Origin of the sequence: Microbacterium sp. NPDC087591 (assembly GCF_044743625.1) — a bacterium.
Taxonomy (GTDB): domain Bacteria; phylum Actinomycetota; class Actinomycetes; order Actinomycetales; family Microbacteriaceae; genus Microbacterium.
On sequence record NZ_JBIUWU010000001.1, the window covers coordinates 1,211,739 to 1,234,345 of the forward strand.

At 68.1% G+C, this 22,607-nt stretch carries 21 protein-coding genes; 8 read left to right on the forward strand and 13 right to left on the reverse strand.

Annotation, left to right across the window (positions count from 1 at the left end):
- Window positions 1-20: 20 nt before the first annotated feature.
- From ACIOVG_RS05605 to ACIOVG_RS05615, 3 genes are all read left to right on the forward strand, one after another.
- Complete coding sequence (locus ACIOVG_RS05605; RefSeq protein ID WP_400869989.1) at window positions 21-1,682, forward strand: glycoside hydrolase family 13 protein; 1,662 nt, start codon at window positions 21-23, stop codon at window positions 1,680-1,682.
- Window positions 1,683-1,781: 99 nt separating this feature from the next.
- Entirely contained in the window at window positions 1,782-2,825 is a 1,044-nt protein-coding gene (locus tag ACIOVG_RS05610) for a LacI family DNA-binding transcriptional regulator (protein ID WP_400869992.1), read from the forward strand.
- A 40-nt stretch (window positions 2,826-2,865) separates the two neighbouring features.
- Entirely contained in the window at window positions 2,866-3,459 is a 594-nt protein-coding gene (locus ACIOVG_RS05615; RefSeq protein ID WP_400869995.1) for a hypothetical protein, read from the forward strand.
- A gap of 71 nt (window positions 3,460-3,530) precedes the next feature.
- Here ACIOVG_RS05615 and ACIOVG_RS05620 read toward each other — a convergent pair whose 3' ends face one another.
- A complete protein-coding gene (locus tag ACIOVG_RS05620) occupies window positions 3,531-4,916 on the reverse strand; it encodes an O-acetylhomoserine aminocarboxypropyltransferase/cysteine synthase family protein (protein ID WP_400869998.1) in 1,386 nt (461 codons plus the stop codon).
- A gap of 99 nt (window positions 4,917-5,015) precedes the next feature.
- Here ACIOVG_RS05620 and ACIOVG_RS05625 point away from each other — a divergent pair, with 99 nt between their 5' ends.
- Window positions 5,016-5,387 carry a hypothetical protein gene (locus ACIOVG_RS05625; RefSeq protein ID WP_400870000.1) on the forward strand — a complete coding sequence of 124 codons (372 nt, stop codon included), beginning with the start codon at window positions 5,016-5,018 and terminating at the stop codon, window positions 5,385-5,387.
- A 409-nt stretch (window positions 5,388-5,796) separates the two neighbouring features.
- Here the strand turns inward: ACIOVG_RS05625 and ACIOVG_RS05630 are convergent, their stop codons facing one another.
- Window positions 5,797-7,062 carry a hypothetical protein gene (locus ACIOVG_RS05630; protein ID WP_400870002.1) on the reverse strand — a complete coding sequence of 422 codons (1,266 nt, stop codon included), beginning with the start codon at window positions 7,060-7,062 and terminating at the stop codon, window positions 5,797-5,799.
- A gap of 520 nt (window positions 7,063-7,582) precedes the next feature.
- On the opposite strand from ACIOVG_RS05630, the gene ACIOVG_RS05635 reads away from it, so the two are divergent.
- Window positions 7,583-7,807 (forward strand): hypothetical protein, encoded by a 225-nt coding sequence (locus tag ACIOVG_RS05635; protein ID WP_400870005.1) that lies wholly within the window; start codon window positions 7,583-7,585, stop codon window positions 7,805-7,807.
- A 186-nt stretch (window positions 7,808-7,993) separates the two neighbouring features.
- On the opposite strand, the gene ACIOVG_RS05640 is transcribed toward ACIOVG_RS05635, so the two are convergent.
- The 5 genes from ACIOVG_RS05640 to fdxA form a co-directional block, all read right to left on the reverse strand.
- Entirely contained in the window at window positions 7,994-8,947 is a 954-nt protein-coding gene (locus ACIOVG_RS05640; RefSeq protein WP_400870007.1) for a RimK family alpha-L-glutamate ligase, read from the reverse strand.
- A 172-nt stretch (window positions 8,948-9,119) separates the two neighbouring features.
- Window positions 9,120-9,749, reverse strand: coding sequence for a superoxide dismutase (locus tag ACIOVG_RS05645; protein ID WP_400870010.1), 630 nt, complete (start codon window positions 9,747-9,749; stop codon window positions 9,120-9,122).
- A gap of 26 nt (window positions 9,750-9,775) precedes the next feature.
- Window positions 9,776-10,285, reverse strand: a complete 510-nt coding sequence (locus tag ACIOVG_RS05650; protein ID WP_400870013.1) for a flavin reductase family protein — start codon at window positions 10,283-10,285, stop codon at window positions 9,776-9,778.
- A complete protein-coding gene (locus ACIOVG_RS05655; protein ID WP_400870016.1) occupies window positions 10,282-11,637 on the reverse strand; it encodes an FAD-dependent oxidoreductase in 1,356 nt (451 codons plus the stop codon). Before ACIOVG_RS05655 ends, ACIOVG_RS05650 begins: the two co-directional genes overlap by 4 nt.
- Window positions 11,634-11,960 (reverse strand): ferredoxin, encoded by a 327-nt coding sequence (gene fdxA / locus ACIOVG_RS05660; protein ID WP_400870018.1) that lies wholly within the window; start codon window positions 11,958-11,960, stop codon window positions 11,634-11,636. Before fdxA ends, ACIOVG_RS05655 begins: the two co-directional genes overlap by 4 nt.
- A gap of 82 nt (window positions 11,961-12,042) precedes the next feature.
- Here fdxA and soxR point away from each other — a divergent pair, with 82 nt between their 5' ends.
- Window positions 12,043-12,522, forward strand: coding sequence for a redox-sensitive transcriptional activator SoxR (soxR, locus tag ACIOVG_RS05665; protein WP_400870021.1), 480 nt, complete (start codon window positions 12,043-12,045; stop codon window positions 12,520-12,522).
- 99 nt (window positions 12,523-12,621) lie between these two features.
- On the opposite strand, the gene ACIOVG_RS05670 is transcribed toward soxR, so the two are convergent.
- The 6 genes from ACIOVG_RS05670 to ACIOVG_RS05695 form a co-directional block, all read right to left on the reverse strand.
- Window positions 12,622-14,868 (reverse strand): glycoside hydrolase family 3 N-terminal domain-containing protein, encoded by a 2,247-nt coding sequence (locus tag ACIOVG_RS05670; protein WP_400870024.1) that lies wholly within the window; start codon window positions 14,866-14,868, stop codon window positions 12,622-12,624.
- Window positions 14,868-15,968: an ABC transporter permease gene (locus ACIOVG_RS05675; protein WP_400870027.1), complete on the reverse strand. Its 1,101-nt coding sequence runs from the start codon at window positions 15,966-15,968 to the stop codon at window positions 14,868-14,870. Before ACIOVG_RS05675 ends, ACIOVG_RS05670 begins: the two co-directional genes overlap by 1 nt.
- Before the next feature lies 1 nt (window position 15,969).
- Complete coding sequence (locus tag ACIOVG_RS05680; protein ID WP_400870029.1) at window positions 15,970-17,058, reverse strand: ABC transporter permease; 1,089 nt, start codon at window positions 17,056-17,058, stop codon at window positions 15,970-15,972.
- Entirely contained in the window at window positions 17,055-17,870 is an 816-nt protein-coding gene (locus ACIOVG_RS05685) for an ABC transporter ATP-binding protein (protein WP_400870032.1), read from the reverse strand. The genes ACIOVG_RS05680 and ACIOVG_RS05685 overlap by 4 nt, the downstream gene beginning before the upstream one ends.
- Entirely contained in the window at window positions 17,867-18,691 is an 825-nt protein-coding gene (locus ACIOVG_RS05690) for an ABC transporter ATP-binding protein (RefSeq protein ID WP_400870035.1), read from the reverse strand. Before ACIOVG_RS05690 ends, ACIOVG_RS05685 begins: the two co-directional genes overlap by 4 nt.
- A gap of 127 nt (window positions 18,692-18,818) precedes the next feature.
- A complete protein-coding gene (locus ACIOVG_RS05695; RefSeq protein ID WP_400870038.1) occupies window positions 18,819-20,483 on the reverse strand; it encodes an ABC transporter substrate-binding protein in 1,665 nt (554 codons plus the stop codon).
- Between the two features lie 156 nt (window positions 20,484-20,639).
- Here ACIOVG_RS05695 and ACIOVG_RS05700 point away from each other — a divergent pair, with 156 nt between their 5' ends.
- A complete protein-coding gene (locus tag ACIOVG_RS05700) occupies window positions 20,640-21,287 on the forward strand; it encodes a TetR/AcrR family transcriptional regulator (protein WP_400870041.1) in 648 nt (215 codons plus the stop codon).
- Between the two features lie 41 nt (window positions 21,288-21,328).
- Window positions 21,329-22,543 carry an amidohydrolase gene (locus ACIOVG_RS05705; RefSeq protein ID WP_400870044.1) on the forward strand — a complete coding sequence of 405 codons (1,215 nt, stop codon included), beginning with the start codon at window positions 21,329-21,331 and terminating at the stop codon, window positions 22,541-22,543.
- The last annotated feature ends 64 nt before the right edge of the window (window positions 22,544-22,607 follow it).

Consider the following 22,607-nt stretch of genomic DNA (forward strand, 5'->3'; position numbering starts at 1 on the left):
GTTTGCACTAACCTGTTCCCATGGCACAGCTTGAGCAGATCGCAGCCCCCGGTTCCGAGTGGTGGCGCAGCGCCGTCATCTACCAGATCTACCCCCGTTCCTTCGCGGACGCGTCGGGTGACGGCATCGGCGATCTGCCGGGCATCACCAGCCGCCTGGACTCCCTGCAGGAACTCGGCGTCGACGCGATCTGGCTGAGCCCGTTCATGACGAGCCCGCAGCGCGACGCCGGCTACGACGTCGCCGACTACCGCGACGTCGACCCGCTGTTCGGCACCCTCGCCGACTTCGACGAGATGCTGGCGCAGGCACACGCCCGCGGCATCCGCGTCGTGGTCGACCTGGTCCCGAACCACTCGTCCGACCAGCACGTCTGGTTCCAGCAGGCGTTGAAGGCCGCCCCGGGCAGCCCCGAGCGTGCGCGCTACATCTTCCGCGACGGCAAGGGCGAGAACGGCGAGCTCCCGCCGAACAACTGGGAGTCCGTGTTCGGCGGCGGCATGTGGCAGCGCATCACCGAGGCCGACGGCACACCCGGTCAGTGGTACCTGCACATCTTCGACGCCACGCAGCCCGACTTCGACTGGAACAACGAAGAGGTGCGCGAGGAGTTCCGCTCCATCCTGCGCTTCTGGCTCGACCGGGGTGTCGACGGCTTCCGCGTCGACGTCGCCCACGGCATGATCAAGGCCGAGGGGCTGCCCGACTACACGCCTCCCGCCGACGCCGACTCCATGGGCGGCGGCGAGGCGAACGTGCCGTACTGGGGTCAGGACGGCGTGCACGACATCTACCGCGACTGGCACAAGGTGCTCGCCGAGTACGACGGCGACCGCGCCCTGTGCGGCGAGGCGTGGATGCCGACGCTGAAGCAGACCGCGCTCTGGGTGCGCCCCGACGAGATGCACCAGACCTTCAACTTCCCGTACCTGATGACCCCGTGGGACGCGAAGGCTCTCGGCGACGTCATCCGCGAGTCGCTCGACGACTTCGGCGCCGTCGGCGCTCCCAGCACCTGGGTGCTCTCGAACCACGACGTCGTGCGCCACGCCTCGCGCCTCGCGCTGACGGCGGACAACCCGCAGGGCGAGGGCATCGGCCCGAAGACCCCGCACAAGCCCGACACCGCGATCGGTCTGGCCCGCGCCCGCGCGGCCACCACGCTGATGCTCGCGCTGCCCGGCTCCGCCTACCTGTACCAGGGTGAGGAGCTCGGCCTGCCCGAGGCGATGGAGATCCCCGACGAGTTCCGTCAGGACCCGACCTGGTTCCGCACCCAGCACGAGCGCTACGGCCGTGACGGCTGCCGCGTGCCCCTGCCGTGGGAAGCGGATGCTCCGGCGTTCGGCTTCAACACCACGAACCTGTCGTGGCTGCCGCAGCCGGCGGAGTGGGCGACCTACGCCCGCGACGTCGAAGAGGCCGACCCCACGTCGACCCTCTCGCTCTACAAGGAGCTGCTGGCCGCTCGCCGCGCGCACGGCTTCGGCTCCGGCTCGCTGATCTGGGAGGATGCCGGAGACGACGCCGTGGCCTTCCGCCGCGGTGACGTGCACGTCGTCGCGAACCTCGGCAGCGCACCGCTGGAGCTCCCCGCCGGAGCGACCGTCGTGCTGAAGAGCCAGCCGTTCGAGGGCACATCGCTCCCGGTCGACACCGCCGTCTGGTACACCCAGGCGTAACACCACACCTGCTCCACCCGCTTCCGGTCGCGAATACTGTCGCTCAACTCTCGACAGCCGACAGCATTCGCGACCGGAACGGAATCGCCAGAGGACTCCATGGCCAGCATCGATGAAGTCGCCCGGATGGCCGGGGTCTCCACGGCGACCGTCTCACGCGCGCTCAGCGGCCGCGGTCACGTGTCGGAGGCCGCGCGGGCGCGGGTACAGGCGGCAGCGCAGGCCCTCGGGTACGTCGTGTCCTCGCGCGCCTCGAGCCTCGCCTCCGGAAGGACCAGGAACATCGGCGTGGTCGTGCCGTTCCTCGACCGCTGGTTCTTCAGCACCGTGCTCTCGGGCGTCTCCGCCGCGCTGATGCGCGAGGGCTACGACATCACGCTCTACAACATCACCGCCGACAAGGATGTGCGCCGGCACGTGTTCGACACCTTCCTGCGCCGCCAGCGGGTGGATGCCGTGATCGCGGTGTCGATCGAGCTCGACGACGACGAGACGCAGTACCTGCTCGACCTCGGACTCCCGGTCATCGCGATCGGCGGACCGAACCCGAAACTCGACACCCTCACGGTCGATGACGTCGCGGTGGCGCAGCTGGCGACCGAGCACCTGATCAGCCTCGGGCACACCGACATCGCCCACATCGGCGCGAACCCCGAGTTCGACCTCGACTTCCACATCCCCACCAACCGGCGACTGGGCTTCGAACGAGCGCTGGCCACGGCCGGCATCCCCCTGAACCCGGCGTTCCTGGAGCCGGCCGACTTCACGGTCGAGGGCGGCTACCGCGCGGCCAAGCAGCTGCTCGGACGACCGGGCCCTCGCCCGACCGCCGTGTTCGCCGCGTCGGACGAGATGGCGATCGGCGCACTGCTCGCCGCCCGCGACCTGGGCTTCCGGGTGCCGGAGGACTTGTCGATCGTCGGCATCGACGGCCACGAACTCGGCGAGTTCTTCCGCCTCACCACGGTCGACCAGTTCCCGCTCGGCCAGGGCGAACGCGCGGCCGATGCCGTGCTCGCCAAGCTCACCGCGCCGGATGCGGTGCGCATCCCCTCGGCCCTGCCGTACGAGCTCAACGTGCGCGGCACCACCTCGCGACTGCCCTCGACGTGGGTCCGAGACGAGCCGGATCACCGCGCATGACCTCGCTGTTCAACGCACGGCTGCACGAGCTCGACGCCCGGTGAGCGAACGCATCGGGGATGCCCTGATAGCACCCACGCCGCGAGCCGTGCGGGCCGCCCGCGCGACCGCCCTTCTGCTGGCCGTGATCGTGCTGTGTGCGCTCACGGTGCACTGGTTCTTCTTCACCGGCAACCTCCTCCCCCTGCTCCGCCCGGAAGCCGACACGGGCGGGGCGACGTGGAGGGGGTTGTTCGGGATCTATCTGCTGCTGGTGGTCGCGGGGTGCGCCGTGCCGGTCGTCGCCGCCATGACGGGGCTGCGGAGCTGGGGCGTCTGGCTCACCACGCAGATCCTGACCGGCGTGGTCGGCATCTGCTTCGGCCTGGTGATCATGTTCCTGATCCTGATCGCCGGGATCGGCTTCGACCCCGGCGAGTCACGGCCGTGGCACAGCGCATCCGTCGTCCCGATCGGTCTGGTCGCCGTCGCTCCGATCGTCAGCTGCGGCATCCTCGCGAACCGCCTGGCGAGCTGGACCGAAGAGGATCGCGCCTGGCGCGGTCGCGCTCTCGCCCTCAGCGCCGGGCTGCTGGTCGCGGCCACCGCGCTGGCGGCCCTGTCGATGCTCGTCCTGCACCTCGACCGCGGGTAGGGCGTCGGCGGTCGTTGACGAACGCGTCGTCCCGCCGCTGATCGAGGCGGGCCGTCAACAGCGAGCGGAGACTATCGACTCTCCCGGAGGCCGGCGCCGCCGGCCAGGTCGAGGTGCGCGGCGACGGCGAGCGCGCTGTCGAGGTCGGCGATCAGGTCTGCGGCTGTCTCGATGCCGACCGAGAGGCGCACCAGCCCGTCGTCGATGCCGAGCTGCGCGCGCAGTTCGGGCGTGAACGACAGGTGCGTGGTCGTGGCCGGATGCAGCACCATCGAGCGCACGTCGCCGATGTTCGTCATGCGGCTGAACACGCGCAGGCTGTCGATGAAGATCTCCGCTCCCGCCCGTCCTCCACGCACCGTGACGGCGAACACGGATCCGGATCGTCCGCCGAGGGTGCGCTGGGCGATCTCGTGCTGCGGATGGCCAGGCAGCCCGGCGTAGTCGACGTACTCGACCGCGGGGTGCTGCGCGAGGAACTCGGCGACAGCCCGGGAGTTCTCGACGTGCCGCTCCATGCGCAGCGACAGCGTCTCGATGCCCTGCTGCAGCAGGAACCCGTGCAGCGGCGAGAGCGCGGGGCCCAGGTCGTTCACGATGCCGCCGCGCACGAACTGCTCGTAGGCGCGGTCGCCGTAGGCCTCGAGCGGGCTGAGCGCCCCCGCCGCGGGCGGCTCAGTGATCCCCGCATACGATCGGGGGCTGCCCGCCCAGTCGAAGGTGCCGCCGTCGACGATGATGCCCGAGATCGCGGCGCCGTGACCCGACAGGAACTTGGTGCCGGAGTGCACCACGATGTGCGCACCCTGCTCGAGAGGTCGCACCAAGTAGGGCGTGCCGATGGTGTTGTCGACGATGAGCGGCAGGCCGTGTCGTGCGGCGATGCGGGCGACGGCCGCGATGTCGACGACGTCGTTCTTGGGGTTCGGGATGGTCTCGGTGAAGATCGCCTTGGTGTCGGGGCCGATCGCGGCCTCCCACTGGGCCTCATCGGTCGGATCCGAGACGTAGTCGACGCCGACCCCGAACCGGGCGAAGGACCGCGCGAACAGGATGCGGGTGCCGCTGTAGATGCTCGCGGTCGACACGAAGCGCTCACCCTGGCCTGTGATCGAGAGGATCGCCGCGCTGATCGCCGCCTGCCCCGACGACACCACGATCGCCCCGGTGCCGCCTTCGAGCGCGGCGATGCGCCGCTCGGCCACGCCGTTGGTGGGGTTGAGGTTGCGCGAGTAGATCTGGCCGTCATCCGCACCGCTGAAGCGGCGGGTGCTCTCCTCGAACGAGTCGAAACGGAACGCCGCGCTGAGGTAGATGGGCGCGATGCGCGATCCGTACTCGGGCTCGTCGAACTCGCCGGCGTGCACCTGGCGGGTGTCGAAGCCGAAATCGGTCCAGTCGTAGACCGGCTCGCGGATCTCGTGCGCGACGGATTCGGGCGGGATGCCGTTGCTCATTGTCCTGACGCTAGACACTGCACGCGCACGGCGCGCGCCCGATCGTCATGAGACGTCACAGACGCGCCCGCCCGTCGGCGAACGCGTAGCGTCACCCCCGTGACAGCTGCCCCCTCGCACGCCTCCGACACGGCCACCGCGTCGCCCCTCGGCCTGCGGCTCGCGGCGGCCGCGGCCGCCGCGCATCCGTCTTCCGAAGCCAGGACGATCGGATGGCGGTTCCCTGCGCTGCCACCGGCGCTGGCGGATGCCGTGGCGAAGGAGTGGGGGCTGACGATCGTCGAGGATGCCGACGCGATCGACCCCCGGTCGCACGGCGCCTTCGCCGCCCTGCACGCCCACGCACGCTCCGGCTGGAGCCCGGCACCGCTGAACGAGCGACCTCATTTGTGTTTCGCATCCCGATGCACAATTATCGGCCGGGCGATGGCGGCGACGAGAACGATTATCGCGGACGCCCCAGCCGCATAGAGAATCCAAGCATTTTTAGCCCCGTGCCCAAAGCCGGCCCCCCATACGCTCACCACCGCGAGCAATACGACGACGACGGTAGCAACGAACATGATGGATTCCGCGCGTTCCGCACTACCGGATCCACTGCGACCTAGCCTGAGACCGACTATTGCTGCCAGTACGAGGCTGGCGCTGAATCCACCGACCGTGAAGAAAGTCAAAACCCAGCCAAAGGCTTCGACCAACGGGGAGCGATCACCACAGGTAACTAACAGTGGCGCGAAAGTGTAATCAAAGTCCGACGTGCATCGCATGTCGCGAGTTTGCGCCCACGACGAAAGAGCCACCAATAGAGGTATGAAGATACTCACGCCGAGCGTCATCCATCCCACAAGAATGAGTCGCATCCTAGATGCCCCTGTTCGTTTCAATCTACTGTCGAGCAATCCCAAAACGACGCCGCAGCGGTTCCGAATTCTCCGGAGTACCAGCATAGGTTGGGTGCTTTCTTGTTGCGCGAATCGTTAAGGACCATTCGACTCGAGGACGGCCCGGGACCCGGGTAGGCACCAGGAGTCACACCCATGCAATCCATCAAAGGCATCGATGGGTTGGATTCGCAGAACGACCTGCTCACTGGCTGAACGATTGCACCCACTTTGCTCTGGGCATCGTTACCCTTCTTGGGATAAAGATAGAGGTTCAAGAATTCATCGCCATATGAATGAGGCATCATGGTTGGCTGCGCCATTCCAACCGCGATCGTACTCACGGTGCAAGGGTCGCTCAGATCATTAAAGTCCCCGTACATTCCGAGATTCGCGGGGGCAACCACAATGTTCGGGCCTGCGATGACCCATGCGAACCAGCTGTATGGCCGCGTCGATGCCGCCGCCCAGTCCTTATAGTTGATCGTGGTATTACCACAATAAGGTCGAGTACCATAACCAATCGGATAGTCGCCGGGCGTAAGGTGCGGCCTGAGCGATGTGTAAAAGTCGAACTGAAACTCCATCCCCCAATGATCAGCCATCGCAGATGCTCCGGCATAAGGGTCAAGGCCGTACCAGGAGTACTTCGCTGAGATCGAGAGCGTGGCACCCGCGCCTTGAATCATGACCTCGGCGTCGACAGGTTGCCAAGTGTACGAAGTCGCTCGCGCTGCCTCCTGATGACCCGCGCCAGCCTTGGACTTCTTAGGTGCGATCACAAGGGACGGGTCCGCATCAGGCGCGTCGAAAGTAGGTAGATCGGCACCGAGAGGACCGTCTAAACCACGCGCCAGCTCTCGGCTCTGTTCGAAGTCATCCGCAGAAACGTACGCGGATACAACCTCAGGCGCTGTGCCCGTCTCCTTGCTTACGTTTGCAAGGAATTCTTCGACGGTCAAGCCTCCGTCCAACCAATAGTCGCCGATGATCGAGTCGCTGATGAAGTGATACCCCTGAATCTCCAGCCCGGCCGCAGTCGACAATGAAGTGGCCGATGCGAGACTAACGGGATGTGCGAACTCCAACTCAGCGAAGGTCGCACTTAGCTCATCCGATGCGAGCCCCTGCGTCGCTCGAGCCGATCCGACCGCCTGGCCCTGTTGCATAACGGTGCCTGAAGCGTTCGCCGATGTTGGCGCAAGCAGCCCCATCGAAAGAGCCAACAAACCTGCGCAGTAGGCGCAGTTCATCTTCTTGTTCATTTGTCCTCCGGTTAGATATTCCCCTGAGTCGAATCTTGTCTGATGACGCGCGAAAATGTCAACCAGTCGGATACAGAGCCTCACCGGCATCGGAGATAGGCGACACGGCCCGCAGAGAACGAGCGGACGACTCGAAGAGGGCCGCAAGAGAGTGCGGGTGGTTCTTTTGATGCGCTCTCCGAAGCGTTCGTCCGGCTAGCTATCTAGCTGATCGGAGCAGCGGTCGGGCACCAGTCGCGCAGCTTTACCACGGTGCACGCTCTTCGCGGCTGCAGCACGGCTTCGACGATCTTCCCGAGAAGACCTTGAGCGGCATCCGAATACATGTCGGGCAGGTCAAGGCAATTCCCACGAGCGCATCGAGGCGTTGCGGGCCGATGACCGGAGTGGATCGCTCGGCCTGGATTTCTGAGCTTGTCGAAGCGCGAAGCGTCCCCCACCCCCATTACGACACAGTGCGTCGGATCATTTCGTCATGTTTCCGATGCCGTGCCCGCGCGGCGCTCCGTCCACGAGACTCATGCCGCGAGAAGGCCGCCGCCGCTCTCATCGAGTGCCGCGCGGCGGAGGAGAACCAGACCCGGTCCCGGTCACGGTGTTCATCTACGCGCTCGCGAACTCGAACCTCAACACCTGGGCCGCGACCATGGGGGCCTCGCTGATCGCCAGCCTCCCGGCGCTCGTGCTGGTGCTCGCGGCGCAGCGGTACGTGAAGGAAGGCGTCATCACCGGCAGCGGACGGTGAGCCGGGGCGTCTGCTCGGCCGCGCCGTGTTCGCAACTCAGGCCCGCCGCGTTCACAACTCAGGCCCGCCGCGTTCACAACTCCTCAAAGAAGCCCCCGGGGCCCCGAATCCGGGGGCTTTTCGCAGCCCGGCGGCCGAGCTTGCCTGAGTTATGAACACAGCCCGACGCCGAACACCGGCCGAACCTCAGACGGCGACGGGCTCCGCGTCGCGCGCGAGCAGTCCGCCCAGATGCCGCGCGATCGCGCGGGGACCGGAGACCGGGGCCGTCGCCTCGACATCGGGGTTGTAGTTCGTGTTGGTGTTCACGTCGTAGGTGACCAAGCGGCCGTCGACCGTCTCGATGAACTCGATGCCTGCGACCGTGATGCCCGCGTCCTGCAGGAAGGCGAGGTACTGCTGAACGAGCGGGTGCGCGGCTGTGATCTCCTCGCGGATGCGGAACAGCGGCTCCGGCTCGACGCCGTCGGCTCCGGGCAGTGCGCAAGCCTCAGCCGGGCAGAGCTCGAAGCTGCCGGCGCTGGTGTCGACGCGCACCGCGTACACGAACTCCCCGCCGGCGAACTCGACGCGGGTGACGAAAGGAGCGGCGGCGAAGAGGTTCTCCTGCAGCAGCGTGATGCCGTCGGGCGAGGGCTCGAAGTCGGGGCCGTCAACCCACGCGTCGAACTCCTCGTGGCTGTCGTGTCGGCGTACGCCGAGGCCCTTGCCGCCCTGGTTGTGCTTGCTGATGAACGGCGCCGTGAACTCGCGGGCGCGCTGCTTCAGGGCCGTGGTGCCGAACACCGCGACCGTCCGCGGCACGACGACGCCCGCACGCTGCAGCGCCGCGTGCTGCGCGGCCTTGCTGACCTCCAGCTCGAGCACGCCGCTGCCGTTGACGACCGTCCGATCCGATGCCTCGAGCCACCGCAGCACGGCACGGCCGTACTCCTTGGAGTCACCGTGATCGCGCGTGTGCGCCGAAGCGCTGAGCCGCGACCAGAACACTCCGGCCGGCGGTTCGGCCGACAGGTCGATCGCCCCGTCGGTGAGCAACCACTCCTGCGCCGGCACGCCTTCGGCCTCGAAGGCCGCAGCGAACGGCGGGAACCATTCGGCGTTCTCGTGGATCACGTACACGCGGGGCTCGGCAGTCATACCGCCACGCTAGGTCACCCCGGAGCCAGCAGGGCCGGTCCGCGTGATCCGGCGTAACGCGATGACACATCTGCGCGCAGCCCTGGGCCCCTGAGCTCGCCGAAGGGCCCGGGGAACGAATCCCCGAGCCCCTTCGACGCTCGATCAACGGCGCACGATCAGCGACGCACGATCAGACCGCCGTGATGAGTCCCCGCGTCGCGGTGCGCGCGGCCTCGAACCGACGCTGCACGTCGGCCCAGTTCACGATGTTCCAGAACGCCTTGACGTAATCGGCGCGCACGTTGAGGTAGTCGAGGTAGTAGGCGTGCTCCCACACGTCGAGCTGCAGCAGCGGGATGACGCCGAGCGGCGCATTGCCCTGCTGATCGAACAGCTGGAAGATCACCGGGCGCGCGCCGACGCTGTCCCAGGCGAGCACGGCCCAGCCGGACCCCTGCACGCCCAGAGCCGTGGCGGTGAAGTGGTCGCGGAACGCGTCGATCGATCCGAATGCGTCGACCAGTGCCGCCGCGAGCTCGCCCTCGGGTGCTCCGCCGCCTTCGGGCGAGAGGTTCTGCCAGAACACGGAATGGTTGATGTGGCCGCCGAGGTTGAACGCGAGGTCCTTCTCGAGCTTGTTCACGTTCGCCAGGGAACCGGACTCGCGGGCGGCGGCGAGCTGCTCGAGCGCGGTGTTGGCGCCGGTGACGTACGCCTGGTGGTGCTTGGAGTGGTGCAGCTCCATGATCTTGCCGGAGATGTGCGGCTCGAGGGCTGCGAAGTCGTAGGGGAGCTCGGGGAGCGTGTACAGAGTGGACATGCGTGTTCCTTTCGTGGTGCGGATCTTCAGAGGTCGGAGGCGGAGGGCAGGGCGTGGAAGCGGCGGTCGACGTAGACGAGCGGGCGCCCCTGGGGACCGGCGATCACCTCGAGCACCTCGGCGATCACGACCGTGGAGGTGCCGACCGCGATGGTGTGCAGCGCCCGGCAGCGCAGGGCGGCGCGGGCGGTGTCGAGGTGCGGCTCGCCGGTGCCGAGTGCGGTCCACCCCTGTTCGGGGGTGAAGCGATCGGCGCCGCTCGTGGCGAAGCTCAGCGCGAGCGCGGAGTGCTCGTCGTCGATGAGGTGCACGACGAAGGTGTCGGCGCCGAGGATGGCTCCGGCCGAGCCGGTCGCCCGGGTGACCGAGAACACGATCGCCGCCGGGTCCACGGCGACGGAGGCGACGCTCGATGCGGTGAGCCCGACCGGCCCGTCCGGGGTGGATGCCGTGATGATCGCGACCCCCGCCGGGTGCGTGCGAAAGGCCGCTTTGAGTGCTTCGCCGACCGGGGTCGGCACCGGGTTCGTGCTCATCGAGCGATCTCCGTCATCTGTTCGTGTGAGGCATGGGCGAGCATCTCGGCCCGTTCCACCAGTTTGGTCCGTTCGCGCCCGCGTTCGGCGCCCGCATGACGTTCTGCGACGTCGATGCGCAGCCATCCCTCGAAGTCGACGGCGCCGGTGAGGTGCGCGACCGGATCTCCGTCACGCACGACGCTCTCCGCGGACTCCAGATCCTCGACCAGGTGCGCGACCGTCTGCGCGGCATCCGACTTGGTAGAGCCGATCAGTCCGACCGGGCCCCGCTTGATCCAGCCGGTCGCGTACAGCCGGGGGATCGGCGTCCCGCCTTCGTCGATCACGCGGCCCTCGACGTGCGGGACCACTCCGGCCTCGTCGTCGAACAGCATGCCGGGAACCGGCGTCGAGCGGTAGCCGACGGCGCGGTAGACGGCGCCCACGTCGTAGCGGAGCAGCTCGCCCGTGCCGACCATGCGTCCCAGCTCGTCGGATGCGGTGCGCTCCATCTCGATACCGGTGACCCCGTCGACGCCGAGCACGCGCACAGGGCGCTGGCGGAGATGCAGGTGGATGCGGCGCGACGCCGTGCCGACCTCGTCGCGTTCGGCCCATTCGGTGAGCGTGCGTACGATGATCCGGCGCTGCGAGAACTGCGCGATCATGCGCTCGGCGTGCGCGTCGAGCACGACATCCTCCGGATCCACGATCACGTCGACGTCGTGCTGCGCGGCCAGCTCCCGCAGTTCGAGCGCCGAGAAGCGCACGTCGGCGGGACCGCGGCGGGCGAAGAGGTGCACCTCGCGCAGGGGATTCGCGCCGAGCTGGGCCAGCACGTGGTCCGGGGTGTCCGTGCGCTCGAGCGCCGCGGCGTGCACGGCGAGGATGCGCGTCACATCGAGTGCGACGTTGCCCGCGCCGAGCACCGCGACCGACTCCGCCGTGAGCGGCCAGTCCCGCGGCACATCGGGGTGGCCGTCGTACCAGGCCACGAAGTCGGCGGCGCCGAAGGAGCCGGGCAGGTCGATGCCTGGGATGTCGAGCCGAACGTCGAGGTCGGCGCCGGTCGCGACGATCACACCGTCGTAGGCGGCACGCAGCTCGTCGATCGTGATGTCGGTGCCGACGTCGACATTGCAGCGCAGGCGGATCCGAGGGTCACGGATCACGTCGTGCAGCGCGTCGGTGATCTTGCGGATGCGCGGGTGGTCGGGGGCGACGCCGTACCGGACCAGTCCGTACGGTGCTGGCAGCTTCTCGAACAGGTCGACGGATGCGGTCGGTGCGAGGCCGAGCAGGATGTCGGCGGCGTAGATCCCCGCCGGTCCTGCGCCGACGATGGCGATGCGCGGGTCGAGGATGCTCATTCCGCTCCTTCCTGCGGCGGGAGCGCCGCGATGAGCGGATGGTCGTGGGCGATCATCCCGGTCTTGGCTGCTCCGCCCGGCGAGCCGATGTCCTCGAAGAACTCGACGTTCGCCTTGTAGTAGTCCTGCCACTCGTCGGGCAGGTCGTCCTCGTAGTAGATGGCCTCGACCGGGCACACCGGCTCGCACGCGCCGCAGTCGACGCACTCGTCCGGATGGATGTACAACGACCGTTCGCCCTCGTAGATGCAGTCCACGGGACATTCGTCGATGCAGGCGCGGTCCTTCACGTCGACACACGGCAGGGCGATCACATAGGTCATCAGGCGGCTCTCCTCGGGATACCTCCACCGTAAAACCTCAAGTATGCTTGAGGTCAAATCGGCGAGCAGTGAGGAGACGCACATGACGTCCGCGACAGACGATGAGACGCACCCGCACACCGCCGACGAGCCGCTCACGATCGGCGAGATGACGCGGCGCACCGGCGTCGCCGCATCCGCTCTGCACTTCTACGAGAAGCTCGGCCTGATCGCCTCGACGCGCACGCCGGGCAATCAGCGCCGCTACCCACGGCACATGCTGCGACGGGTGTCGCTCATCACGGTCGCCAAGCGCCTCGGCATCCCGCTGGCCGACGTGCAGAGCGCCTTCGCCGACGTGCCGCTGACCGAGACCCCGACGCACGCCGACTGGCAGCGCGCCTCGCGTCGCTGGAAGCGCGAGCTCGAGAAGCGCCGCGAGGGGATCGAGCGCCTGGAGCGCGAGCTCACCGGATGCATCGGCTGCGGCTGCTTGTCGATGAAGGCCTGCGGGCTGCTGAACCCGGACGACACCTTGGGCGCTCAGGGCGTCGGTCCGCTCCGTCTCCGCGACGAGGAGTGACGCCGAGACCCACCGCCCCCGCCGAGACCCACCGCCGCGCGCGTCGGCCGCAGGGGGTCTCGACGGGAAGGGTGGGTCTCGACGAGGAGTGGATGCCGGCTATACGACCTCGAACCCGGCGGAGAGCAGCACATCCTCGCGGGAGGACGGGCCGACGAGCAGCTCGAAGGCGCCGGCCTCGACGATGCGGACGCCGGCGGCATCCACGATCGTGCAGTCCGCGACCGGCAGCTCCAGGCGCACCCGCACCGACTCCCCGGGAGCGACGTCGACCTGGCGGTAGGCCTTGAGCTCGCGGTCGGTCCAGCTCACGCTCGTCACCGAGTCGCGCACGTACACCTGCACGGTCTCGCGTGCGGGGCGCGCGCCAGTGTTCGTCACCGTCACGTGTCCGACGATCGTGTCGGCCGCGGTGAGCGACGTCTGCTCCAGCGACAGGTCGGAGTACTCCACCGTCGTGTACGAGCGGCCCTCGCCGAAGCCCCAGGCCGGAGCCTGCGTGAGGTCGGCGTAGCGGTCGCCGTGCTGTCCGCGGATCTGGTTGTAATAGGTCGGCTGCTGACCGACGTGCCGCGCGAACGAGATCGGCAGACGTCCTGACGGCTCCACGGCACCCGAGATGATCTCGGCCAGCGCGCGCCCACCCTGCATGCCGGGGCTCGCGGCCCAGATCACGGCGGCTGCCTGGGCGGCGGAGGCCGGCAGCACGAGCGGCTTCGAGGCGAGCAGCACGATCACCACGGGTTTCCCGGTCGCGATGAGCGCGTCGAGCAGGGCATTCTGTCCGCCGATGAGCTCGAGCGTCGCAGTCGAGCGCCCTTCGCCGACCAGCTCGATCCGGTCGCCGACGACCGCGACGACGACATCGGCCTCAGATGCCGCGGCGACGGCCTCCGCGATCAGCGTCTCATCCGGGGCGCACGGCTTCACGACCGACGGTCGCGGCTGACCGTCGGGGAACAGCGCCCCCTGCGGGTCGTCCTCGAGCGTGAGGATGTCGGCGCCACGGGCGTGCGTGACGGTCCAGCCGTCGACGCCCTGGAGCCCGTCGAGCACGGTCGTGATCATCTCGCGCGGCTGGCCGTCGAGCCACCCGGCCTGACCGGAGCCCCCGGCCCAGTCGCCGAGCTGCGTCTGCGCGTCGTCGGCCAGCGGGCCGGTGACCGCGATCTTCAGGGGAGCTGCGGCATCGAGCGGCAGCACGCCGTCGTTCTCGAGCAGCACGAGCGAGCGCCGGGCGACCTCGAGGTTCAGCTCGGCGTGCGCCACGCTGCCGACCACGGCGTCGAGCTCGGTGCCGGGCAGGCGCGGGTTCTCGAACAGTCCCAGCTCGAACTTCAGCGTCAGGATGCGCGCGGCCGCAGCGTCGAAGGCGTCTTCCGTGAGCAGTCCCTGCGCGACGGCCTCCAGCGCGCCCTCGAAGAAGAGCGGCGTGGTCATGATCATGTCGTTTCCGGCCTTCACGGCCGCGGCGGCGGCGTGTGCGTAGTCGGGCTGCACCTTCTGCTCCCACACCATGCGTCCGACGTTGTCCCAGTCGGTGATGAGCGTGCCGGTGTAGCCCCACTCGCCGCGCAGCACGTCACTGAGCAGCCAGTCGTTCGTGGTGATCGGCACGCCGTCGGTGGTCTGGTAGCCGAGCATGAACGTGCGGCATCCCTCACGGGCCACTCGCTCGAACGGCGGGAGGAACCAGGAGCGGAGCTTGCGGCGCGAGATGTCGGCCTCGCTCGCGTCACGGCCGCCCTGCGTCTCGGAGTAGCCGGCGAAGTGCTTAGCGGTGGCGAGGATCGCGGTGGGGTCGTCGAGACCGTCTCCCTGGTAGCCGCGCACCATGGCCGAGGCGAGCTCCCCGATCAGGAACGGGTCCTCGCCGAAGGTCTCGTCGATGCGGCCCCAGCGCAGGTCGCGGGCGATGCACAGCACGGGCGAGAACGTCCAGTGGATGCCGGTCACCGCGACCTCTTCGGCCGTCGCGCGCGCCACGCGCTCGACGAGTTCGGCGTCCCAGGTGGCGGCCATGCCGAGCTGGGTCGGGTAGATCGTGGCACCGGGCCAGAACGAGTGTCCGTGGATGCAGTCCTCCCCCACCAGCAGCGGGATGCGCAGCCGCGTCTGCGCCGTGAGCTCGTTGGCGCGCAGGATGCGCTCCGGTGAGGTGTGCAGGATCGAACCGGCGTGGCGCCGCGCGACGTGATCGTCGAGGTCGTCGCGCGCATCGAGCTGCAGCATCTGCCCGACCTTCTCCTCGACCGTCATACGGCTGAGGAGGTCGGCGACGCGCTCCGGGATCGAGAGGGCGGGGTCCTGGTAGGGAAGGACCGTGGTCAACGTCTGAGAGGTCATCACTTCGTGTTCTGTGTCGTGGTCGTCGATGTCGTGGTCTTCGGGGAGTTCTCGTCCGGCAGGGCAGCCGTGCGCACAGCAGTGACCGCGTCGTTCACGTTCAGCCCCTTCTTCTTCATGGCCCTGGCCCGCTCTCCGGCGGAGCGCAGCCGCGGGTTGACGTACTCGTCGATGCCGAAGTTGATCAGTGAGAGTGCGACGCCGATGATCGCGATGCACAGGCCCGCAGGCACGTACCACCACCAGAGCCGCGGGAACGCGCCGTTCTGCTGCGCCCAGAACAGGATGGTCCCCCAGTTCAGATTGCTCACCGGGATCACCCCGATGAAAGCCAGCGTCGTGAGGCCGAGGATAGCCGCCGTGACCGTGCCGACGAAGCTCGACGCGATCAGAGCCATCAGGTTGGGGAGCATCTCGACCGTGATGATGCGGCGCAGGGGCTCGCCGTTGGCGCGCGCGGCCTGGATGAAGTCGCGGTTGCGCAGCGACATCGTCTGGGCGCGCAGCACGCGCGCGCCCCAGGCCCACCCGGTCAGCCCCAGCACGGCGGCGATCACGATCAGCGGCGGGTTCTCGAACTGCGAGGCGATGATGATGATCAGCGGGATTCCGGGGATCACCAGGAACACGTTGGTCAGCGCCGAGAGCGACTCGCTCTTCCATCCGCGCACGTACCCGGCGATGACGCCGACCGTGATCGCGATGACGGTCGCGATCAGGGCCGACAGGAAGCCCACGACGATCACGCCCTGGGTGCCGTAGATGATCTGACTCAGCACGTCCTCGCCCATATGCGTGGTGCCGAGCCAGTGCTCGAACGAGGGCGGCTGACGCAGCGCATCGCGGTCCTTCTGCGTCGGCGCATAGGGCGAGATCCAGGGGGCGAGGATCGCGACGAGCACGAACACTCCGAGGATGATCAGCCCTGCGACCGACTTCGGGTTGCGGAACATCGCGAACGCCTCAGCCAGCTGCGACCAGAAGGTCTTGCGCTGCGGGCCACCGGTCACCGGCGAGCGCAGCGTGGCCGTCTCCGGCATCCCGGTGACGACGGGGGTGCCGTCAGGGGCGGCACTGCCGGTGGATGTGGGAACGGTCATCTCAAGCCTCCGTCTGGCGCGTGCGCGGGTCGAGGTAGGCGTAGACGACATCCGCGAGGATGTTGGCCACGAGCACCGAGAGCGTGATCACCAGGAACACGCCCTGCATGAGCGCGTAGTCCTTGGCGTTGGTGGCATCGAGCAGGAGCTTGCCGACGCCGGGGTAGCTGAAGACCATCTCCATCACGATCGTGCCGCCGACGATGAAGCCGATCGAGAGCGCGAAGCTCTGGATCTGCGGCAGCACCGCGTTGCGGGCGGCATAGGACCACAGCACCCGCTTGTTCGGCATGCCCTTGGCCTGCGAGACCGTGATGTAGTCCTCGTCGAGCACGGTCAGCATCATGTTGCGCATTCCGAGCATCCAGCCGCCGAGCGACGCGATGATGATCGTGAGCGCAGGCAGGGTACCGTGCATGATCACCTGTCCGATGAAGTCGAGGCTCCACTCGGGCGACTGCCCCTTGTCGTAGGCATGCGACGACGGGAACCACTTCAGCGTGGACGAGAAGATCGCGATCGCGATCAGTCCGAGCCAGAAGTAGGGGATCGTGTTGAAGAACGTCGTGATCGGGATCAGCGCGTCGAGCTTGCTCCCCCGCCGCCATCCGACGATCGCGCCGCCGACCGTGCCGATCGCGAACGAGATGATCGTCGCGATGCCGACCAGGCCGAGCGTCCACGGCAGCGCAGCCGAGAGCACCTCCGCCACCGGCCGCAGGCCGTGCAGGGTCGAGATGCCGAGGTCGCCGCGCAGCAGCATCCCCCAGTACTCGATGTACTGCTGCCAGATCGACTTGTCGGAGTCGATGCCGAGCAGGATGCGCAGGGACTCCGCCGCCTCGGGGCTGACGTTGCGGTTGCGCGCCAGATACGAGCTGACCGCATCGCCCTTCATGAAGCGCGGCAGGAAGAAGTTGATCGTGATGGCGGCCCACAGGGTGAACAGGTAGAAGCCCGCCCGCCCGGCGAAGAAGCGCCAGGGCACACGGCGGCGCCCCTTCTCGGCGACCGTCGCCGTGGTGCCGACCTCGAGCGCATCGCGCTGGATGAGGTCGTTGTCGTCGAGCTGCGGGAATGCGGTACTCACAGTGCCCCTCCGTTCGTGGCCCCACCCGATGCCGTCGCGAAGTGCTTGTCCGGATCGGGCGATGCGGCGCGCAGTTCGCGCGTGTAGGGATCCTGCGGGTTGAGGATCACGTCATCCGCCGGTCCCCGCTCTACGACTCGCCCCTGGTTGAGCACCAAGATCTCGTCGCTGAAGTGGCGGGCGGTGGCGAGGTCGTGGGTGATGTAGAGCACGCCGAGGCCCTCCTCGCGCTGCAGGTCGGCGAGCAGGGTCAGCACGCCGAGGCGGATCGAGACGTCGAGCATCGAGACGGGTTCGTCGGCGACCAGCAGCGACGGCCGAGAGGCCAACGCACGGGCGATCGCGACGCGCTGACGCTGGCCGCCGGAGAGCTCGTGCGGGCGGCGGTCGATCACGGCGTCCGCATCCAGGCGCACCCGGCCGAGAAGTCGGCGCACCTCGTCCTCGGTGTCCTTCTTGGGCACGACGTCGTCGAGGCGGATGGGCCGCTCCAGGTGGTAGCGGATCGAGTGGTACGGGTTGAGCGAGGCGAACGGATCCTGGAACACCATCCGCAGCTGCTGCCGGTACTTTCGCAGCCCCTTGCCGCGGCGCGGGATGGGAGTGCCGTCGAGCAGCACCTCGCCGCTGGTCGGGGTCTCGAGCTGGGTGAGGATCTTCGCGATCGTGGACTTGCCGCTGCCGGACTGCCCGACCAGGCCGATGGTCTGACCAGAGACCAGGGTGAAGCTGACATCGTCGAGCGCCTTCAGCTGCCCTGCTCCACGCACGGTGTACGACTTGGTGACGTTCCTGAACTCGAGCGTGGTCATCGCGTCAGCACTCCTCTCGCCCCGGTCAGCCGGGGGAACGACGACAGCAGCGTCCTCGTGTAGCCCTGCTGCGGTTGTGTCCAGATCTGCTCGGCCGTGGCGAGCTCGATGATCTCGCCCTCGCGCATGATCGCGATCCGGTCGCTGATCTCCAGCAGCAGCGGAAGGTCATGGGTGATGAAGATGACCGAGAAGCCGAACTCGTGCCGCAGCTGCGAGATCTGCGTGAGGATCTCGCGCTGCACCAGCACGTCCAGCGCGGTGGTCGGCTCGTCCATCACCATCAGCTGCGGGCGCAGCGCCAGTGCCATCGCGATCATCACGCGCTGGCGCATGCCGCCGGAGAGCTCGTGCGGGAACGAGCGGATGCGCTGCCGGCCGACCTTGACGATCTCGAGCAGCTCCTCCGCCTCGGCGCGGCGCTGGCGGCGGGTCATGTCGGGGCGGTGGATCTCGAACACGTCCTCGAGCTGCGAGCCGATCGTCGCGACCGGGTTCAGGGCGTTCATCGCCCCCTGGAACACCATCGAGACCTTGTCCCACCGGAAGCGCTGCATCGCGTCGACGTCGAGCGCATTGATGTCGATGTCGACACCGGATGCATCGTGGAAGGCCACGCTGCCGCTGGTGATGACGGCCGGTGCGCGCAGCAGACGCTGCACACCGTAGGCGAGCGTCGTCTTGCCGCATCCGCTCTCGCCGGCGAGACCGAGGATCTCGCCGCGCTGCAGTTCGATGGACACGTTCTTGACCGCCTCGACGGGCGGATCGACGTCGTACACGACCGAGAAGTCGCGCACGCTGAGCAGGGGGTCTGGCATGGGGCGTCCTTTGTGTGGCTGGGTGCCGTGCGCCCTTCGTCTCGCTGCGCTCGCTCAGGGAGCGGAGGTGCCCCCGCTCCCTGAGCGAGGAGCGAAGCGACGAGACGAAGGGCGAACAGACGGAGCGTTACTCGGCGGGCTTCAGCTTCGTGAGGATCTGCACGATGTTCTGCTGCGTCGGGTCAGCCGAGGCGTACGGGTCCTTGTCCGAGGGCCATCCGACGTAGTTGCGGGTGTTGAACTCGCCCAGCAGCGGGTGCGCTCCCAGAGGGATGGCGGGCACCTGCTCGGAGAAGATCGTCTGCAGCGTGTCGAGTGCAGCGGTGCGCTCCTCATCCGACGAGGCGTTCGCGTAGGTGTTCAGCGCCTCGGTCGCGGCCGGGTCGTCGAAACGGCCGAAGTTGAAGCCGGCGATGCCCTCCGGCGAGATCCAGCGCGGGTCCATGGTCGACGTGTAGAGACCGTAGGCCGTGCCGCTGTCCTCCAGCCAGTGGATGATGGCCGAGAACGTGCCGTCGTCGCGGGGGCCCTGCCAGCCACCCCAGTCGGGCATGTCGATCTTGACCTCGGCGCCGATGGCCTCGTTCACGTCCTCCGCGATCAGCTCCTGCGCGGTGTTCCAGTCGCTCCAGCCAGAGGGGACCGAGAGCGTGAACGAGACGGGGGTGCCGTCCGGGTCGACCAGTGCGTCGTCCTTCCAGGTGTAGCCGGCGTCGGTCAGCAGGTCGCGGGCCTTCTCGGCATCGACCTTGTACTCCTTGCCCTGGAACTCGGGCTGGATCTCGTCGTCGAGGATCGAGGAGAGACCGGTCACCGACCAGACCGCCTCGCTCGCGCCCTCGCGTGCGATGTCGACGTAGGCGTCGCGGTCGATCACCCAGGCGAGCGCCTGGCGGAACGCGGGGTCGTCGAAGGGCTTCTGCTGCAGGTTCATGAACAGCGTCGCTGAGCCGGTGGTCGGGGCGGCCCAGAACACGTTGTGCTCGGGGTCGGCGTCGATGAACTGCTCCTGCACCTGCGGGATGAACGCCTGCGCCCAGTCCGCCTCGCCCTGCGCGAGCGCGGTGGTGAGAGCGGTGTTGTCGCCGTAGGAGACGTAGTGCAGCTCGGGCACGGCGAGGTCGCCGCCCCAGTAGTCGTCGCGCGCTTCGAGCGTGACCGACTCGGTGGACCAGTTGGAGAGCGCGTAGGGACCGGTGCCGACCAGGTCGTCGCCCTTGACGGGGTCGGTCGCCGGCTCGTCGAAGTTCTCCCAGATGTGCTTCGGCACGATCGGCACATGCAGCACGCGGGCCTGGTTGACGTACTTCGACTCGCCGAAGGTCAGGGTCACCGCGTCACCGTCGACCTCGGCGCCCTCGAACTTGAGGCCCGCGGTGTCGAGGGCGGGCGTCGAGACGAGCTCGTAGGTGTAGACGATGTCATCCGCGGTGAACGGCTCGCCGTCGCTCCAGGTGACGTCCTTGCGCGGGACGACCGTGACGGCGGTGTAGTCGTCGTTCCACTCGATGCTCTCGGCGAGCCAGGGGGTGACGCTGCGGTCGCCGGTCTGGTTCACCAGACCGAGCGTCTCGAAGATCACCTTGCCGTAGCCGTACTTCGACGCGGAGGAGTCGCCGACGTACGGGTTGTTCGACTCGGCGGTGATGGCGCCATCCGGCTTCGCGATGGTCAGCGCGGGGGAATCGCCGGCGGCGGCGTCATCGCCACCGCCCGACGAGCATCCGGCGAGGGCCGAGACGCCGAGCGCGGTGATCGCGGTCGCGGCGATCAGAGACTTTCTGAGCTTCATTGCTTCTCCTTGGGCACGGTCATTGTGCTGCGTCACCGTCGGATGGGGATCCGCGGCTGTCGTGATTTGCTTACTGTCGAGAAAGTAAGCTTCCGTGAGGTTACCCACTGGTAAGTAAGATGGCAAGTGCATGATCACAAGCGAGAGGGGGTCGTGATGAAGGACACCGACGAGACGTCCCGCGTGCGCCCGGCGACCCGAGCGAAACGCGAGCAGATCCTGAAGGCCGCTGTGGAGATCTTCGGCAACAAGGGCTCGACCAACGGCACTCTCGCCGACGTCGCCGAGCAGGTCGGCATCACGCATGCCGGAGTGCTGCACCACTTCGGCTCCAAGCAGAAGCTGCTGCTCGAAGTGCTCGCCTACCGCGACCAGGCCGACGTCGCGAACCTCGCCGACAAGCACATCCCCGACGGCCCCGAGCTGTTCCTCCACCTCGTGCGCACCGCGTTCGCCAACGAGCTCCGCCCCGGCATCGTGCAGGCGTACACCGTGCTGTCCTCCGAATCCGTGACCGACGACCACCCCGGGCGCGAGTACTTCGAGGACCGGTACATCACGCTCCGCCGCGAGGTCACTGCCGCGTTCCACGAGCTCTGCGCGCAAGAGGGCGTGACCGAGCCCGACACGGTCGCCGCCGCATCCGCCAGCATCCTCGCCGTCATGGACGGACTGCAGCTGCAGTGGCTGCTGCACCCGGACCTGATCGAGCTCGGCGAGACCAGCGAGTTCGCGATCAGGGCGATCGTGAACGCCGTGCTGCATCCCGGCCCCGCGCTCACGACCTACGCGCGCCCGTCCTGAGCGACCAGGTGTCGCATCGCGTCCGCAGCTAGGCTCGGGCCATGACGATCGATCTCGAAGCGCTCTACATCGACCTGCATCAGCACCCCGAGCTCTCCTTCCAGGAGACCCGCACCGCCGGCATCGCCGCCGCGCATCTGCGGGATCTGGGCCTGGAGGTGCACGAGGGCATCGGCGTCACCGGCGTCGTGGGCGTGCTCGCCAACGGCGACGGACCGGTCGTCTGGGTGCGCGCCGACATGGATGCGCTCCCCGTCGGCGAGCAGAGCGGTCGCCCGTACGCCAGCACCGCGACCGGCATCGACCCGGCCGGCAACACCGTCCCCGTCATGCACGCGTGCGGACACGACATGCACGTGACCGCGATGATCGGCGCGGTCGAGAAGCTGGTAGCCGAACGCGCCGAGTGGAGCGGAACCCTCGTCGTGCTCATCCAGCCGGCCGAGGAGTACGGGGCCGGCGCGCGGGCGATGCTCGACGGCGGCCTGCTCGACCTGGTCCCGAAGCCCGACATCGTGCTCGGCCAGCACGTCACCCCGCTCCCGGCCGGCACGATCGGCGTGCGACCGGGCACGCAGATGGCAGCCTCCGACGGACTGACCGTCACGCTCCACGGCCGCGGCGGGCACGGCTCGCGGCCGCACTCCACGATCGATCCGATCGTCATGGCCGCGGCGACCGTCATGCGTCTGCAGACCATCGCCTCGCGCGAGGTCGACCCCCGCGATGTCGCCGTCGTGACGGTCGGCTCGATCCACGCGGGGCTCAAGAACAACATCATCCCGGCCGAGGCGAAGCTCGAGCTCAGCCTGCGCTACCCCAACGACGAGATGCGCGACAAGGTGCTCGCGAGCGTCGAGCGCATCGTGCGGGCGGAGGCCGCGGCATCCGGTGCCGAGAAGGAACCTGAGATCCGCACCGACCACACCCTGCCCCCGACCATCAACGACGATGAGGCCACGGCCCGCGTGACGACGGCGCTGCAGCGCGCGCTGGGCGAGGCGTCCGTGATCGACCCCGGCATGTTCACGGGCAGCGAGGACGTGTCGTGGCTCGCGCGCGACACAGGCGCTCCGCTGGTGTTCTGGTTCTGGGGCGGCATCGACCCGGCGACCTTCGCCGCGGCGATGGCGGCAGGCACGCTCGACAAGGACATCCCGACGAACCACTCCCCGTACTTCGCGCCGGAGATCCACCCGACGATCGAGGTCGGCGTCACCGCCCTGTCGGCCGCAGCGCGCGAGTTCCTGGGCTGAGCCGGCGTTCACAACTCCTCAAGAACCGGCGCCTTCGGCCCGGACGCACAGCTCGACCCCCGGA

Coding starts and splice junctions, on each gene's coding strand:
- ACIOVG_RS05605 (WP_400869989.1), top strand. CDS start 21: ATGGCACAGCTTGAGCAGATCGCAGCCCCCGGTTCCGAGTGGTGGCGC.
- ACIOVG_RS05610 (WP_400869992.1), top strand. CDS start 1,782: ATGGCCAGCATCGATGAAGTCGCCCGGATGGCCGGGGTCTCCACGGCG.
- ACIOVG_RS05620 (WP_400869998.1), bottom strand. CDS start 4,916: ATGAGCAACGGCATCCCGCCCGAATCCGTCGCGCACGAGATCCGCGAG.
- ACIOVG_RS05630 (WP_400870002.1), bottom strand. CDS start 7,062: ATGAACAAGAAGATGAACTGCGCCTACTGCGCAGGTTTGTTGGCTCTT.
- ACIOVG_RS05635 (WP_400870005.1), top strand. CDS start 7,583: ATGCCGCGAGAAGGCCGCCGCCGCTCTCATCGAGTGCCGCGCGGCGGA.
- ACIOVG_RS05640 (WP_400870007.1), bottom strand. CDS start 8,947: ATGACTGCCGAGCCCCGCGTGTACGTGATCCACGAGAACGCCGAATGG.
- ACIOVG_RS05645 (WP_400870010.1), bottom strand. CDS start 9,749: ATGTCCACTCTGTACACGCTCCCCGAGCTCCCCTACGACTTCGCAGCC.
- ACIOVG_RS05650 (WP_400870013.1), bottom strand. CDS start 10,285: ATGAGCACGAACCCGGTGCCGACCCCGGTCGGCGAAGCACTCAAAGCG.
- ACIOVG_RS05655 (WP_400870016.1), bottom strand. CDS start 11,637: ATGAGCATCCTCGACCCGCGCATCGCCATCGTCGGCGCAGGACCGGCG.
- fdxA (WP_400870018.1), bottom strand. CDS start 11,960: ATGACCTATGTGATCGCCCTGCCGTGTGTCGACGTGAAGGACCGCGCC.
- soxR (WP_400870021.1), top strand. CDS start 12,043: ATGACGTCCGCGACAGACGATGAGACGCACCCGCACACCGCCGACGAG.
- ACIOVG_RS05670 (WP_400870024.1), bottom strand. CDS start 14,868: ATGACCTCTCAGACGTTGACCACGGTCCTTCCCTACCAGGACCCCGCC.
- ACIOVG_RS05675 (WP_400870027.1), bottom strand. CDS start 15,968: ATGACCGTTCCCACATCCACCGGCAGTGCCGCCCCTGACGGCACCCCC.
- ACIOVG_RS05685 (WP_400870032.1), bottom strand. CDS start 17,870: ATGACCACGCTCGAGTTCAGGAACGTCACCAAGTCGTACACCGTGCGT.
- ACIOVG_RS05690 (WP_400870035.1), bottom strand. CDS start 18,691: ATGCCAGACCCCCTGCTCAGCGTGCGCGACTTCTCGGTCGTGTACGAC.
- ACIOVG_RS05695 (WP_400870038.1), bottom strand. CDS start 20,483: ATGAAGCTCAGAAAGTCTCTGATCGCCGCGACCGCGATCACCGCGCTC.
- ACIOVG_RS05700 (WP_400870041.1), top strand. CDS start 20,640: ATGAAGGACACCGACGAGACGTCCCGCGTGCGCCCGGCGACCCGAGCG.
- ACIOVG_RS05705 (WP_400870044.1), top strand. CDS start 21,329: ATGACGATCGATCTCGAAGCGCTCTACATCGACCTGCATCAGCACCCC.